The sequence below is a fragment of the Aneurinibacillus aneurinilyticus ATCC 12856 genome (assembly GCF_000466385.1).
Taxonomy (GTDB): Bacteria; Bacillota; Bacilli; order Aneurinibacillales; family Aneurinibacillaceae; genus Aneurinibacillus; species Aneurinibacillus aneurinilyticus.
The window spans coordinates 19,156-33,739 of record NZ_KE952777.1 but is presented as its reverse complement, the minus strand read 5'-3'; the positions used below and the strand labels follow the sequence as shown (position 1 = coordinate 33,739).

Here is a 14,584-nt window from a genome sequence, read left to right as displayed (position 1 = left end):
AGCTAGTTCAAGCGAATTTTGTCATATGGCCAGATAATAAGCTCTGAACGTCCTACCACATTCTCCACCGGTACAGGACCGATAACACGGCTGTCCGTGCTGTTACGGCGATTATCTCCCATCACAAACACTTCGCCTTGCGGTACTTTCTCAGGACCGAAATCATCCGTCAGCACATAGCCTTCCGCTTTCGCTTCTTCTTTATACTGTTTCAAATACGGTTCAGCAACCGGCTTTCCGTCTATGTATAGCTGGTCATCCTTCATCTCTACCGTCTGATTCTCCGTTGCAATCACCCGTTTAATATAATCCTTCTCCTTTGTCGCATGGAAAACGACAATGTCACCTGGCTTCGGCTCTTGGATATAATAAATCAGCTTGTTTACAATCAGACGCTCACCGTTCTCAAGCGTTGGCATCATCGATGATCCGTCGACAAGAAACGGCGCAAACAAAAAGGTACGGATAATGAGTGCAAGCACTACGGCAATGCCAAGCGCTTTAATCCATTCCCATGCCTCATTTTTTCCCTTCTTCTTTTTGGTTGGTTCAGAGGAGGTTTCGTCAACCATATACTTTCCTCCCTACAATGATGGACTTATCCTTTTTTAACCTGCAAAAAAAGGAGCTTGCTACCAAGCTCCCTTTCTCTCGCATTAACGGCGAATTTCTTTAATGCGTGCTGCTTTACCCACACGATCGCGCAGATAATAGAGCTTCGCACGACGAACTTTACCGTGGCGTACTACTTCGATTTTGTCGATTTTTGGAGAATGAAGCGGCAGCGTACGTTCAACGCCGACACCATAAGAAACTTTACGAACTGTAAAAGTTTCGCTAATGCTGCCTCCGCGACGTTTGATTACAACTCCTTCGAACACCTGAATACGTTCCCGTTGTCCCTCAACTACTTTTAAGTGTACACGTACAGTGTCACCGGGACGGAAGCTAGGAATGTCTTGTTTCATGTTCGCTTGAGCGATTTCACGAATAACTTGTTGCATAAGTTTTCCTCCTTCCAACAGATGTTCATTCCATATGGGAAGTAGACGGCTTTATTCATAACCGCAACCTCACAATAGGAAGAGGACCATCCTAATCCGAACCAAGCTGGCTCACGAGAAATATCATATCATAACCAAATCCAGGTTACAACTCTTGTTTCAACTCTTCTACCATTTTTTTTATTTCCGGTGTTTGCTCGATTTCATTCAGCAAATCTGGCCGACGCTCCAGCGTACGACGCAACGATTCCTTTAGCCGCCATTTCTCAATGTTTTCATGGTGACCGGACAGGAGGACTTCCGGTACATCCCAGCCGCGAAACTCCGCCGGACGCGTATAGTGGGGATGCTCCAGCAATCCTGTACTATACGAATCTGTTACTGCTGATTGTGCATTGCCGAGCGCTCCCTCTTGCAGACGCACCACGCTGTCGATAACGACCATAGCAGGCAGCTCTCCGCCTGTTAACACATAGTCACCAATAGAAATTTCATCCGTTACCAAATGCTCCCGAATACGTTCATCGTAGCCTTCATAATGACCGCAAATAAAAATCAAGTGTTTTTCCTGCGCCAATTCTTCAGCTAGCTTCTGACTATAACGCTGCCCCTGCGGACAAAGCAAAATGACACGTGGACGACTTGTGAGACTTTCTTCTGCTTCCATAGCCGACACAGATTCTACCAAAGATTCCACCGCACGAAAAATCGGTTCAGGTTTCAGTACCATTCCCCCTCCCCCACCATATGGCATATCATCTACTTGACCATGCTTATTTTCAGAAAACTGGCGAAAATTTACGACTCGAAACGAAACAAGCCCTTTATGGTTGGCTTTTCCGACAATGCTCGCACCGAGCACGCCTTCAAACATCTCAGGAAACAGCGTTAAAATATCGATTTTCATGCTGTAAGCGAGCCTCCTAAATTAATCCTTCAAGCAACTGCACCGTAATGCGTTGATTTGTTATATCAACATGTTTAATGACTTCATCAATATATGGAAGAAGAATATCTTTTCCTTTTTCCGGCTTGACCACCCATACATCATTGGCCCCTGGTTGGAGAATTTCCTTGATAATGCCTAAGCGCTGTCCTTCTTGGGTGAATACTTCGCAGCCGATAATATCCTGAAAATAAAACTCCCCTTCAGGCAGCTCTCCGCGGTCTTCTGCTCGTACTTTTAACACGCCACCCTTATACTTTTCCACATCCTGCATATATGGATGGTTTTTAAAAGTCAGCAGGTGAAAGTTTTTATGCTCACGTACCGATGCGATGGTCAACGGCACCGGCTTTTTCATCGTCGGATGAAACAAATAGAGCACGTTGCCTTCCTTATATCGCTCCTCAGGAAAATCAGTTTCCGAAACAACACGCACCTCTCCCTGGATACCATGCGTATTTACCAACTTACCTACGGTAAAAAATTCTCCGCTCACGCCTTTGTTCTCCCTTCACGAATTTCTTTTATTATACCGTCCAATAATACAATTTCCGTTCCTTCCATTACTTTTCCCCAATTGTCCCCTACACTTACTTCTACTTCGCTTTCAACCGTCGTATAATGAAGCTCGCTGCCAAGCGGCAGATTCGCAAGTTGTTCTAATTGAAAAGAAATTCGGGAGATTTTTTCCTCACGCGCCTGCCTCTCCTGTGCAAGGCGACGCTGGACGACGTCAAGTGCTTCCCGCCCCTTACGCTGCGCCTCCTGCAAAAGTTTCTTTGCTTGGAAATTCAGTTGCTCCAGCTCTAATTCATAACGCTTATGCATAGCACCGAACTCTTCCTTCATCTCCTTGCGCGACGATTCAGTCAGTATCATCATGACATTTATTTTGCGCTTTATCTTCAGCATTACGAAAGGCTCCCTTCCTCTCTTCCGTTCTTTCTTCTCTCCAATGTTAAGAAAAGCTGGGATACATTCTCCCAGCTTTCTCATTACTTACTATACGATTTCAATTGTTACGCGCTGGTTTTCTTTTGTAGCCATTGCGCCTACAACGGTGCGAAGAGACTTAGCAATACGACCCTGCTTTCCGATTACCTTGCCCATATCATCCGGATGAACGGACAGGCGATATACAGTATTCCGTTCCTGCAGCACCTCTTCGATCGAAACAGCATCAGGATGGTCGACAAGAGCCTTGGCAATCACTTCAATTAATGATTTCACCTGCTAGTCCTCCCGCCTGCATAAAATAAATTATTTCTTGCTGTTTTTTGCTTCGTGGAATTTCTGCATCAGACCTTGTTTGCGGAACAGGCTGCGAACAGTATCTGTTGGTTGAGCACCCGTAGTAAGCCATTTTAACGCTTTTTCTTCGTCAATTTGAACTTGTGCCGGTTGTGCTACCGGATTATATGTTCCAATCTCTTCAATAAAGCGACCATCACGCGGCGCGCGAGAATCTGCTACTACTACACGATAGAAAGGGGCTTTCTTTTGACCCATGCGTTTTAAACGAATTTTAACTGCCATTTGTTATTCCCTCCATGTTGTGTTTTACACACTAATTAATTATTTTAACAAAGTCATCCATAAATGAAAAGACTTAGTTTCAAACACTTATTGGTTATCCAAGGAACGGAAATTTAAATCCGCCACCCTTTTTCTTTGCTTTATCTGTCATCTTCGTAAACTGCTTCATCATCTTGCGCATATCTTCGAATTGCTTAATGAGACGATTTACTTCTTGAACGCTCGTTCCACTACCTTTGGCAATTCGCTTACGACGACTGGAATTAATGATTTCCGGTTGCTGCTTCTCTTTCGTTGTCATAGAACGAACAATAGCTTCAACCCTATTTAAGGCACCTTCGTCAACTTTTAAATCCTTCATTCCTTTGACCTTGTTCATACCTGGCATCATATTGAGCAATTCATCAAGCGGTCCCATTTTACGGACCTGAGCCATTTGTTCCAGGAAATCTTCAAACGTAAACTCGGCGGTACGCATCTTGCGCTCCAGCTCTTTGGCTTTCTCCTCGTCTACATCCATCTGCGCTTTCTCAATGAGCGTTAATACATCACCCATTCCAAGAATCCGGCTGGCCATTCTATCCGGATGAAAAGGCTCAAGCGCATCCATTTTTTCGCCCATCCCGACAAATTTAATCGGTGTGCCAGTTACAGACTTGACGGAAAGCGCAGCCCCACCTTTCGTGTCGCCGTCCAGCTTGGTAAGCACTACGCCTGTCAACTCAAGCTGATTATTAAAGCTTTCCGCTACATTGACAGCATCCTGACCTGTCATCGCATCTACTACAAGAAGAATCTCATTCGGCTTTGTAATTTCCTTGATTTCCTGTAATTCGCCCATCAAAGTCTCATCGATATGCAGACGACCGGCAGTATCGAGCAATACGTAGTCCAGATGCTCCTCTTTTGCATGTGCGATTGCCTCTTTGGCAATTTCAACCGGACTCACTTTATCTCCCATAGAAAACACAGGAATATTCAGTTGCTTACCAACGACCTCAAGCTGCTTAATCGCAGCCGGGCGATAAATATCGCAAGCTACAAGCAACGGTTTGCGGTTTTGCTTGCCACGTAAATAATTGGCTAGCTTCCCTGTTGTCGTCGTCTTCCCCGCACCTTGCAGCCCCACCATCATTACGATCGTAGGGGGACGAGTAGCGGCCGCAAGCTTGCTTTGGCCTCCGCCCATCAGTTCCGTCAATTCGTCGTTTACGACTTTGATAACCTGTTGTCCCGGTGTCAGGCTTTTCAGCACATCCTGACCAATAGCCCTCTCCTTAACTCGGTTCACAAACTCTTTTACAACTTTGAAGTTCACGTCCGCTTCGAGCAAAGCAAGACGTACCTCGCGCATCGCCTTGGTAACGTCTTCTTCCGTAACTTTCCCTTTGCCGCGAAGCTTGTCAAACGTGGATTGCAGTCGGCTGGCTAAGCTTTCAAACGCCATGGTCCGCCTCCTAATCTATTTCCATTTCTAGCGCAAGAAGTTCATGCGTAAGCTTCATCGCACGTGAATCTTGCGGCGCTTCCATAGACAATTCCCGCTGTAGCTCTTCGAGCAGGGCGTGCCGCTTCTCATAACGGGCCAGTAAACCCAGCTTGCGTTCATACTCTTCTAACGTTCTAGCAATCCGTTTAACCTGTTCGAATACCGCCTGACGGCTGATATCTTCAATTTCGGCAATTTCGCCGAGTGACAGGTCGTCACGGTAATACATTTCAAAGTATTTACGCTGCCTATCTTTCAGCAGCCTTCCGTAAAAGTCGTACAGTAAATGCAGACGTGTGGTTTCCTCCAGCATGGGTTCTGTCCCCCGTGTACGGAAATTCGTGTAAAGCTTAAATCCTTTACAGGAAATAATCATACAGAAGCATTGCGTATGTGTCAAGCTTTTTCTCTTTACTCTTCAGCTTTTTCCACTTCTTCTTTTTCGATCGATGTCGCAAACAATGCATGAACAAATTGTTCAGCATCAAACGGCTGTAAATCATCCATTTTTTCCCCAAGGCCAACAAATTTTACAGGAACTTGTAATTCATTGCGGATGGCAATAACGATACCTCCTTTGGCTGTTCCGTCCAGCTTCGTCAGCACGATACCGGACAGCTCGGCAGATTGGCTGAACGCCTTTGCCTGACTGAGTGCATTCTGGCCAGTCGTCGCATCAAGTACGAGCAAGGTCTCGTGGGGTGCATCTGGAACTTCGCGAGAGATGACCCGTCTGATTTTTGCCAGTTCCTCCATCAGATTGACTTTATTCTGCAAACGGCCGGCAGTATCACATAGCAGAACGTCCGCTTTTCTCGCCCGAGCGTTATGGATGCCATCGTAAATAACAGCAGCCGGATCAGAACCCTGTTGCTGCTTCACAACTTCCACCCCGACGCGCTCACCCCACACCTCAAGCTGATCAATTGCTCCTGCGCGGAATGTATCGCCTGCAGCCAGCAGAACCTTTTTCCCCTGGTTTTTGAACATATGTGCCATTTTACCGATAGTGGTTGTCTTACCGACGCCATTCACTCCGACAAACAAAATGATGTTCAAGCGCCCTTCTTCGATATTAAGCGACGTATCCTCCTCCTTTTCTTGTAGGAGGCCGACCAGCTTCTCCGAAAGGATTGGTTGCAGGTCATGCGCATTCTCGATTTTCTGTTTACGCGCTTCGCTACGCAGCTCGTCTACCAGTTCCATTACTGTATTTACACCGACATCAGCAGAAATCAAAATATCTTCCAATTCCTCATAAAATTCATCATCAATCCGTTTATAACGGCGTACCAAATCTTCTACTTTCTCAAACGCTCCTCGCGTTTTCGTCAAACCTTCCTTAAACTTGTTTGTAATCGTCTGAGTCTGACCGGATATTTTTTCTTTCAGCTTTTTAAAGAAACTCATGACACGCTTCCTTTCCTCCTAAAATTTATCCCGATTTAATGAGCGGTAAGCTCTCAATACGTGCAACTAATCATCAGTGAGAATGAGCCCTCCACTGATAGAAATTTTACTTTACGATACCATCGTCTCGTCTTCTAAACGAACGGATACGAGTTTTGATACACCGGATTCTTGCATGGTCACACCATACAGAACATCCGCTCCCTCCATTGTACCGCGCCGATGTGTAACGACAATAAACTGTGTGTTGGCGCAGAATTCCCGCAAATATTGGGAGAAACGATTGACATTCGCCTCATCCAACGCTGCTTCTACTTCATCCAGCACACAGAACGGCACCGGTTTGACACGCAAAATGGAAAACAATAGTGCAATGGCGGTAAGCGCCTTTTCTCCGCCCGAGAGAAGTGCCAGATACTGCAACTTTTTCCCTGGCGGCTGCGCCACAATTTCAATCCCAGTCTCAAGCAGATTGTCCGGATTAGACAGCTGTAAATCTGCTCGTCCGCCACCGAATAACTGTGTAAAAACGGTCTGGAACTGTTCACGGATCGCCTCAAACGTATCCTTAAAGCGGCGTGACATCTCAGCTTCGATATCAGAAATAACATGGTAGAGCGTTGCTTTCGCTTCGCTCAAATCACGATGCTGGGACAGGAGAAACTCTTGCCGCTCATGCAAACGTTCATACTCTTGGATTGAACCGAGATTGACCGTACCAAGCGCGGCAATTCGCTGCTTGATGCCCTTCACTGTTTTTACGGCTTCATCGATATCATCCGGCGGCGAATAGCTCTCCTTCGCCATTTCATAGCTCAGCTCATATTCTTCACGCAACTTGTGCAACAGATTATCCAGTTCGACGTCCATCCGCTCTACTTTTACTTCGTGCTTATGAAGATTGTCTTCTATTTCTTTGAGCTGGCGGCGCATCTCTTTCGTTTCCGCTTCCTGCTGTGCCAGACGTGCCTGCACTTCCTGGCGCTTTTTGCGCTGCTCCTGGATATGCGTACCGTACCGCTCTTTCTCAGCCCGTAGCGTGCGAATTTCCAGATCAAGCTTCTCTTCCTCTTCATCGCTTGTAGCACTGCTAGAGTCAAGCATTAGCAGCGTTTTGCTGGTCACTTCCAACTCTGTAGTAACCTCTTGTAGATCTGTATCCAGACGGGCATATTCTGTCTGCCGCGCTTCGTATTGCTCCTTGCGTGTGGCGAGCTGAACCTTCAGTTCGGTGATGCGCGCATTTAGTGCTTCCTTGTTCGTTTCCTTCTCTTTTTTGCTGTTCTCTGCAGCCTCAATTTCCTGCTGCTTTTCCTGTTCTGCGATCGTTAATTCTTCAAGCTCTTCTTCCAATGCGGCAATGCGATGCTTAGCCTGCTTGCGTTCTTTATCAAGCACGGACTGATCCTGCTGGAAGAATTCCCATCGTTCCGCAATTGTTTTCTCTGCATTATCGAGCTCACGTAATAATCCTTTTATCTCCTGCTCTTTTAAACGAAGATGCTCACCAGCCGCCCGCATCTCTTCTTGTTGATGCTCCCACGATTCTTCTTCCACCGCCAGCGCTTCCAATCGGGTATAAATATCCTCATTCGCCCGTTTTTGCCGTTCGATTTCTTCTTCAAGCTGCTCCAGCTGACGCTGGCGGCCTAGAAGTTGATTCGATTTCTGTTGTACCGATCCGCCACTCATAGATCCGCCCGGATTTACAACATCACCTTCCAGCGTCACAATCCGATAGCGATATTGCAGAACCCTTGCAACTGCATTGGCCTGCTCCAGCGTTTCAGTAACCACCACGCTTCCCAGAAGGTTGTAGATGATGTTCCGGTAGCGTTCCTCATAATGAATTAGCTCCGCCGCAATGCCAACGACACCCTTCATCTCGGACACACGGACACGCTCGCCCGGTGGCAATTGGCGCGGTTTAATAACATCGAGCGGAAGAAACGTCGCTCTGCCGGCCCGGCGTTGCTTTAAAAGGCCTATTGCCTGGCGTCCTACTGTTTCATTCTCTACTACCACATGCTGTAGGGCACCCCCTAGCGCAATTTCAATCGCAGTCTCATGCTGCTTTTCGACCGATATTAATTCAGCCACAGCGCCTTCTATCCCTGCAAATCCATGCTCACGGGCTTTAAGGATTTCCTTTACGCCTTGCATAAAACCGGAAAAGTCAGCCTGCATCTCCCTCATCACATCGTGTCGTGAACGAAGGCTATTCAACTTGTGCTCACCTTCACGCAGCGCCTCAAGCCAGCGTGATTTTTGTTCAGCCTTTTCTTTTTGCGCGGCCATCTGCCTTTTAAACGAATCGATGCTTTCAAGAAGCTCGGCTGATACTCTTTCCAGCTCTTGTGTAAGCTCTGACCTGCGTTCCGTCAAGCTCTCCTTCTGCTCGATGAGCTGCTGATTGCTTGCCTCAAGACGCTCCCATCGCTGCCGATTGGTTTCGATCGCTTGTTGATGATGACGAATTTCATTTCGCATTGATGCCATTTGATTTAGAATATCGAAATAATCGGCCTTCAAACGCTCGATGTCTCCATCGGAGAACCGGGCAAAGTTCATATATCGCTTCTGTTCAAGCTGAAGCTCTTTTTCCAGTCTTGCCACTTCTTTGCCCGCAACTTCTACTTGTCGCCCAGCCTCTGCAATAGCGTTGCGCAATGCCTCCTGCTTTTGGTTGAGCGCTACTGCTTTGCCACGTGCATCTTGCTTGTTCTTGCTGTAATTGCGCAGACGCTCACGTAATACTTCACGCAGGCCTTCTTTTTTCTCCCCTTCTTCGGTAACATCAAGCAAACGTTGTTGTAGCTCTTCAAGCACTTGATCCTGCTCGTTCGCAAACGCGCGCAGGTCAGCGGTCTTGGCATCCATGCTATTAATACTTGCGGAACGCTCAACCTGCTCGCCTTCCAGCTTGTCCACGAATGCCTTCATCTCTTCCCACTCGCTATGCAACAAATCAAATTGCTTAACGTATAGACCGATTTCATGTTCAGCAAGCGTTTCCTTCAGCGAGAGATATGACCTTGCCTTTTCTGCCTGCTCTTCAAGCGGCTGGATTTGTTCTTCGATCTCCCCCATAATATCCTGCACGCGCACCAAATTCTGTTCTGTCTCATCCAGCTTCTTTACGGCTTCTTTTTTGCGTGCTTTATATTTCACGATTCCGGCCGCTTCTTCAAACAATGCACGCCGATCCTCAGAGCGGGTACTTAGAATCTCTTCGATCCGACCCTGGCCGATAACCGAATACGCTTCCTTGCCAACACCTGTATCCATGAATAATTCTACGATATCTCGCAATCGACAGCTCTGCCGGTTGATGGAATATTCACTTTCACCGGAACGATAAACTCTACGAGTGACAGTAATCTCAGAGAAGTCCATCTTAATCCGTTGGTCGGTATTATCAAGCGTTAAAGACACTTCACAGAAGTTCACAGGCTTGCGTGAATCGCTTCCCGAGAAAATAATATCTTCCATCTTCGCACCGCGCAGTGATTTTGCGCTCTGTTCGCCGAGCACCCAGCGGATAGCGTCAGAGATATTGCTTTTGCCGCTACCGTTCGGTCCGACAACAGCTGTTACGCCCGGCACAAATTCCAATTCTGTGCGGTCAGCGAACGATTTAAATCCTGTAATTTCGAGGCGCTTTAAATACATAGATTCACTCTCCATCCTCCCTGATCACTATATGTAAACAGGTCATCCTTGCCATGAACGTTTTTTCTATATAAACCGATAGTAACCTACTGATATATTATCGTTGTATTCTTTCATCACACACACCAACATAGCACATAAATATTTATATAAAAAATGTATCATTGTCCTGAGAGGATGTCACTACACGCTGAAAAAAGAAAAAACGGTTAAAAACGAGGCCCTGGCATAACCGGTAAAGATGTTCGTCCCCAGGTGTCCAGGTGGCCTCGTTTTTCCCCGTTTCAAACCGGCTGCAAGCCGGATACTTTATATACACATTACAGGTCAGTAAAAGCAAGGGATTGTACAGGCCCCTCTTCCATCTGCCATCTCAATTGCCTGCGGGGAAGACTTCTGTCTAGCATCAAGGAAGCTTTACCGCCCGCATCCACAAGAACGGAAATGGCCTGTTTCCAGCTTTCACCTTTGCGGCCTCGCAACGCGGTCTCATCTGCCGGATGAATCGAGACTTGAAGCGAAGCTGTTGAACCGTACATAACCCTCTCCATCATTCGCTTCAGCAACCGACGAAACAGCTCCTCTTCCACCAATTGGCGAAACGAAGGATGGAACGGACCAGCCAATACAGTACCTTCCCCCCGCAAATCGTCCGACGCATGCAGCCCCATACGGATAACCGGAATATCGGCTTTCAACAACGGCAGCCAAATCTCCGCTGTCCATCGCACCGCTTCTTCTATCGATAATGGCTTATATTGATGTGTTGCGTATAACCACTCAAGCTCCGTACCGGAAATGACTAACGCAGGATAAATACGCGTAAAATCAGGCGCAAGCTCCACGATCGCTTCAGCAGTACGCACGCTTTTCTCAAGCGTATCTCCTGGAAGACCCGGCAAGATCTGCAAGCCCAGCTGTACGGACGGATACTGCCGAATGACCCGGACCGCTTGCTCTACTTGTGCTGCCGTATGACCTCTTTTAGACAAGTGGAGCACTTCATCATCAAGCGATTGACAGCCAAGCTCTATCGTAGTAACTCCGTATGAGAGGAGATATTCCATGATATGTGGCGCGATGTAGTCTGGACGCGTGGACAAACGAATGCCATGTACCCGGCCCGCCACCACATACTCTTTTGCTACCGTCAACAGCATTGTCTGATAACTACGGGGCAGGCCGGTAAAGCTCCCGCCAAAAAACGCGATCTCCGCTTCCTGCCCGCTGTGCACAGTGGTTAGCTGCTCCTCAATTGAACGCCGCACCGCTTCTTCCGTTAGCATGTTCTCCCTCTTCCGTCCGGTAATCCGGGCTTGGTTGCAAAACACGCAATCTTTTGGGCAACCTTGATGCGGCACGAACAATGCAATGTTTATATGCTGTTTCATATCGTTTTTGTCACCTTCATTACTTTACGGCAAGATGCTTCATAGCCATAGCGGCCGCATGCTGCTCGGCTTCTTTCTTCGATCGGCCTGTACCTTGACCAAGCACGTTACCATTCAGCATTACTTCGGAGACGAACTCGCGGCTGTGCGCCGGACCTTTCTCCTGTACGATCCTGTACTGGATTTCTCCGAGGCCATCGCGCTGTACGTATTCTTGCAGTTGACTTTTATAATCTGTAACCCGGGTAAATTCTCCATTATTGATTCGCGGATATACATATTTCTCCAAAAAACGGAACACAATGCCCAGCCCTTGATCAAGATACAGAGCTCCGATAAAGGCTTCAAACACGTCCGCAAGTAGCGCAGGACGAAATCTGCCCCCGGTTAACTCCTCCCCCTTACCGAGAAGAATAAGCTCACCAAATTTAAGCTGATTCGCGAACATAACCAGAGACGGCTCACAAACGATGGCGGCTCTTAGTTTGGTTAACTCCCCTTCGGACATTTTGGGAAAATGGGTATAAAGAAATTGGGAAACAGTCAACTCCAGCACCGCATCGCCGAGAAATTCAAGACGCTCATTGTCCTGAAACAGCTTGCCTCGGTGCTCGTTTACATATGAAGAATGCGTAAACGCCTGTCGGAGAAGTTTTTCATTTTTAAAACGGACCCCAATTTCCTGTTGGAATCGTTCAAAATCCACTGCCTTATTCACCACCAAAAGTGTATCAGTCTATATACTTTTTAAAAACAAGGGTCGCGTTATGTCCACCGAAACCAAGTGAATTAGACAATGCCACGGTAACATTCATCTTTCTTGCTTCGTTCGGCACATAATCAAGATCACATTCAGGATCCGGTGTTTCGTAGTTAATAGTCGGAGGTACAATTTGATCGCGAAGGGCCAGTACACAGGCAATCGCCTCGATACCGCCAGCGGCCCCAAGCAGATGACCCGTCATCGATTTAGTAGAGCTAATGGCTACTTTGTATGCATGGTCCCCCAGCGATTTCTTAATAGCCATCGTTTCAAACTTATCATTATAATCAGTGGATGTGCCATGTGCGTTAATGTAGCTTACTTCTTCCGGCGCTATTTCTGCATCCTTGAGAGCTGCCGTCATCGCCCGTGCTGCACCTTCACCGCCCGGAGCAGGTTGGGTTAAGTGGTATGCATCTGCACTCATACCGTAGCCGATGATTTCAGCGAGAATGTTCGCACCACGCTTTTTCGCATGTTCCAATGACTCAAGCACAAGAATACCTGATCCCTCTCCCATAACAAACCCATCACGCTCATTATCAAACGGACGACTCGCTTTCTTCGGAGCATCATTGCGTGAGGAAAGGGCCTTCGCATTGGAGAAGCCAGCCACCGCCATCGGACGAATCGAAGCCTCTGTTCCTCCGGTAATCATAACATCAGCAATGCCACGTTCGATGATTTTAAATGCATCACCGATCGAGTTCGTCGCGCTGGCACACGCCGTAATCGCTGCACTGTTCGGTCCCTTAGCCCCAAGAACGATCGATACCTGGCCAGATGCCATATTCGCTATCATCATTGGCACGAAAAAGGGGCTTACGCGCCGAGGACCTTTTTCCATAAGGAGGGTATGCTGCTCTTCCCACGTACCCAGGCCGCCAATGCCTGAACCGATATATACGCCTATGTTTTCGGCGTTTTCCTCAGTAATCTCAAGACCTGCATCCTCCACCGCCATTCTTGCTGCAGCAATCGCAAATTGCACGAAACGGTCCGTACGCTTAATGTCCTTCTTATCCATATATTCTTCCGGGTGGAAGTCCTTTACTTCAGCGGCAAATTTCGTCGAAAAGCCTTCTGTATCAAACGCGGTAATGTAGTCCACACCGGATTTACCCGTAAGCAACCCTTCCCAGAATTCCTTTACGTTATTGCCGAGCGGTGTGATGGCTCCCACACCTGTTATTACTACACGATTTCTCATGGTTTCACCTCGGAATATGATAACAATGGAATAAAGCAGCGTCTTTTTTATAGGAAGCTGCCACATAACCCACAATGAGGAGAAAGTCCCGCATACATATACGGGACTTTTCCTGAAGCTGCGTGCTTCACCTTACTTGTGGGCTTGTATGTATTTAATTACATCACCCACAGTCGTGATTTTCTCTGCGTCTTCGTCGGAAATTTCCAGATCGAACTCATCTTCAAGTTCCATCACTAGCTCTACGACATCAAGAGAGTCTGCGCCGAGATCGTCTTTGAAAGAAGCTTCCTCTTTAATCTCAGATTCGTCAACGCCGAGGCGATCCACGATGATTTTTTTCACACGGTCAAATGTATCTGCCACTGCTTTCACCTCCTCTCAAGCGGTGATCATTTGTTTATTATACGCTGTCTTACATGTACATGCCACCATCAACATGGAAAACTTGGCCTGTAATATATTCAGCTTTTTCTGAAGCAACAAAGGCTACCATATTAGCGATATCCTCCGGCTTGCCAAGACGGGCGAGCGGTATCTCACCAAGCAATGATTCTTTCGTGTCTTCGCCAAGCACAGAAGTCATATCTGTTTCGATAAATCCCGGAGCAACTGCATTCACGGTAATGCCGCGGCTGGCCAGTTCACGGGCAACTGACTTCGTCATCCCGATGACACCTGCTTTTGCTGCCACATAATTCGCCTGTCCTGCGTTACCCATAACGCCGACGACCGAAGAGATATTGATAATACGGCCGGACCGCGCTTTCATCATTGGGCGTGTTACCGCTTTAATACAATTGAACACTCCCTTTAGATTGATGGCAATAACCTCATCAAACTCCGCCTCTTTCATGCGCATTAGCAGATTATCCCGGGTGATGCCCGCATTGTTTACCAGGATATCCAGTTTGCCCAGCTCATCTATTGTTTGCTTCACCATCGTTTCGACTTCGTCTGCATCCGCTACGTTTGCCTTTACTACAAGAGCACGTCGGCCCAGCCTGGCAATTTCGTCCGCTACGTCCCGGGCAGCTGCTTCATTGCCTGCATAATTAATGGCTACATCTGCGCCCTGGCGGGCCAACTCAAGCGCAATCGCGCGCCCAATCCCTCTGGAAGCACCGGTAACGAGCGCAACTTTTCCTTCAAGCATCCTCTCT

At 47.4% G+C, this 14,584-nt stretch carries 16 protein-coding genes; all 16 read right to left on the bottom strand.

The genetic code is table 11. The annotated features are described in order from the left end of the window. Nucleotides 1-2: 2 nt before the first annotated feature. Nucleotides 3-572, bottom strand: a complete 570-nt coding sequence (gene lepB / locus HMPREF0083_RS11215) for a signal peptidase I (protein ID WP_021621471.1) — start codon at nucleotides 570-572, stop codon at nucleotides 3-5. Between the two features lie 84 nt (nucleotides 573-656). Next, a complete protein-coding gene (rplS, locus tag HMPREF0083_RS11210; protein WP_021621470.1) occupies nucleotides 657-1,004 on the bottom strand; it encodes a 50S ribosomal protein L19 in 348 nt (115 codons plus the stop codon). Nucleotides 1,005-1,149: 145 nt separating this feature from the next. Continuing rightward, complete coding sequence (gene trmD / locus HMPREF0083_RS11205) at nucleotides 1,150-1,911, bottom strand: tRNA (guanosine(37)-N1)-methyltransferase TrmD (protein WP_021621469.1); 762 nt, start codon at nucleotides 1,909-1,911, stop codon at nucleotides 1,150-1,152. 16 nt (nucleotides 1,912-1,927) lie between these two features. After that, the gene (gene rimM, locus HMPREF0083_RS11200) at nucleotides 1,928-2,446 is read right to left on the bottom strand and encodes a ribosome maturation factor RimM (RefSeq protein WP_021621468.1); all 519 of its coding nucleotides are present in this window, start codon (nucleotides 2,444-2,446) and stop codon (nucleotides 1,928-1,930) included. Beyond that, entirely contained in the window at nucleotides 2,443-2,862 is a 420-nt protein-coding gene (locus HMPREF0083_RS11195; RefSeq protein ID WP_040302413.1) for a YlqD family protein, read from the bottom strand. Before HMPREF0083_RS11195 ends, rimM begins: the two co-directional genes overlap by 4 nt. Before the next feature lie 90 nt (nucleotides 2,863-2,952). Continuing rightward, nucleotides 2,953-3,180, bottom strand: a complete 228-nt coding sequence (locus HMPREF0083_RS11190) for a KH domain-containing protein (protein ID WP_021621466.1) — start codon at nucleotides 3,178-3,180, stop codon at nucleotides 2,953-2,955. Nucleotides 3,181-3,210: 30 nt separating this feature from the next. Next, on the bottom strand, nucleotides 3,211-3,486 hold the full coding sequence (gene rpsP / locus HMPREF0083_RS11185) for a 30S ribosomal protein S16 (protein WP_021621465.1): 276 nt from the start codon (nucleotides 3,484-3,486) through the stop codon (nucleotides 3,211-3,213). Between the two features lie 94 nt (nucleotides 3,487-3,580). Then, entirely contained in the window at nucleotides 3,581-4,933 is a 1,353-nt protein-coding gene (gene ffh / locus HMPREF0083_RS11180; RefSeq protein ID WP_021621464.1) for a signal recognition particle protein, read from the bottom strand. 10 nt (nucleotides 4,934-4,943) lie between these two features. After that, nucleotides 4,944-5,288: a YlxM family DNA-binding protein gene (gene ylxM, locus HMPREF0083_RS11175; RefSeq protein WP_040302448.1), complete on the bottom strand. Its 345-nt coding sequence runs from the start codon at nucleotides 5,286-5,288 to the stop codon at nucleotides 4,944-4,946. 98 nt (nucleotides 5,289-5,386) lie between these two features. Beyond that, a complete protein-coding gene (ftsY, locus tag HMPREF0083_RS11170) occupies nucleotides 5,387-6,385 on the bottom strand; it encodes a signal recognition particle-docking protein FtsY (protein WP_021621462.1) in 999 nt (332 codons plus the stop codon). A gap of 111 nt (nucleotides 6,386-6,496) precedes the next feature. After that, nucleotides 6,497-10,057: a chromosome segregation protein SMC gene (gene smc, locus HMPREF0083_RS11165; RefSeq protein ID WP_040302411.1), complete on the bottom strand. Its 3,561-nt coding sequence runs from the start codon at nucleotides 10,055-10,057 to the stop codon at nucleotides 6,497-6,499. Between the two features lie 320 nt (nucleotides 10,058-10,377). Further along, complete coding sequence (locus tag HMPREF0083_RS11160; RefSeq protein WP_021621459.1) at nucleotides 10,378-11,448, bottom strand: elongator complex protein 3; 1,071 nt, start codon at nucleotides 11,446-11,448, stop codon at nucleotides 10,378-10,380. A 19-nt stretch (nucleotides 11,449-11,467) separates the two neighbouring features. Further along, nucleotides 11,468-12,154: a ribonuclease III gene (rnc, locus tag HMPREF0083_RS11155; RefSeq protein WP_040302409.1), complete on the bottom strand. Its 687-nt coding sequence runs from the start codon at nucleotides 12,152-12,154 to the stop codon at nucleotides 11,468-11,470. Between the two features lie 25 nt (nucleotides 12,155-12,179). Further along, on the bottom strand, nucleotides 12,180-13,421 hold the full coding sequence (gene fabF / locus HMPREF0083_RS11150; protein ID WP_040302446.1) for a beta-ketoacyl-ACP synthase II: 1,242 nt from the start codon (nucleotides 13,419-13,421) through the stop codon (nucleotides 12,180-12,182). 132 nt (nucleotides 13,422-13,553) lie between these two features. Continuing rightward, nucleotides 13,554-13,787: an acyl carrier protein gene (locus HMPREF0083_RS11145; RefSeq protein WP_040302407.1), complete on the bottom strand. Its 234-nt coding sequence runs from the start codon at nucleotides 13,785-13,787 to the stop codon at nucleotides 13,554-13,556. A gap of 49 nt (nucleotides 13,788-13,836) precedes the next feature. Continuing rightward, nucleotides 13,837-14,577, bottom strand: coding sequence for a 3-oxoacyl-[acyl-carrier-protein] reductase (fabG, locus tag HMPREF0083_RS11140; protein WP_021621455.1), 741 nt, complete (start codon nucleotides 14,575-14,577; stop codon nucleotides 13,837-13,839). Between the last annotated feature and the right edge of the window lie 7 nt (nucleotides 14,578-14,584).

Coding starts and splice junctions, on each gene's coding strand:
- ylxM (WP_040302448.1), bottom strand. CDS start 5,288: ATGCTGGAGGAAACCACACGTCTGCATTTACTGTACGACTTTTACGGA.
- lepB (WP_021621471.1), bottom strand. CDS start 572: ATGGTTGACGAAACCTCCTCTGAACCAACCAAAAAGAAGAAGGGAAAA.
- fabG (WP_021621455.1), bottom strand. CDS start 14,577: ATGCTTGAAGGAAAAGTTGCGCTCGTTACCGGTGCTTCCAGAGGGATT.
- ftsY (WP_021621462.1), bottom strand. CDS start 6,385: ATGAGTTTCTTTAAAAAGCTGAAAGAAAAAATATCCGGTCAGACTCAG.
- ffh (WP_021621464.1), bottom strand. CDS start 4,933: ATGGCGTTTGAAAGCTTAGCCAGCCGACTGCAATCCACGTTTGACAAG.
- HMPREF0083_RS11195 (WP_040302413.1), bottom strand. CDS start 2,862: ATGCTGAAGATAAAGCGCAAAATAAATGTCATGATGATACTGACTGAA.
- rpsP (WP_021621465.1), bottom strand. CDS start 3,486: ATGGCAGTTAAAATTCGTTTAAAACGCATGGGTCAAAAGAAAGCCCCT.
- HMPREF0083_RS11160 (WP_021621459.1), bottom strand. CDS start 11,448: ATGAAACAGCATATAAACATTGCATTGTTCGTGCCGCATCAAGGTTGC.
- smc (WP_040302411.1), bottom strand. CDS start 10,057: ATGTATTTAAAGCGCCTCGAAATTACAGGATTTAAATCGTTCGCTGAC.
- trmD (WP_021621469.1), bottom strand. CDS start 1,911: ATGAAAATCGATATTTTAACGCTGTTTCCTGAGATGTTTGAAGGCGTG.
- fabF (WP_040302446.1), bottom strand. CDS start 13,421: ATGAGAAATCGTGTAGTAATAACAGGTGTGGGAGCCATCACACCGCTC.
- rplS (WP_021621470.1), bottom strand. CDS start 1,004: ATGCAACAAGTTATTCGTGAAATCGCTCAAGCGAACATGAAACAAGAC.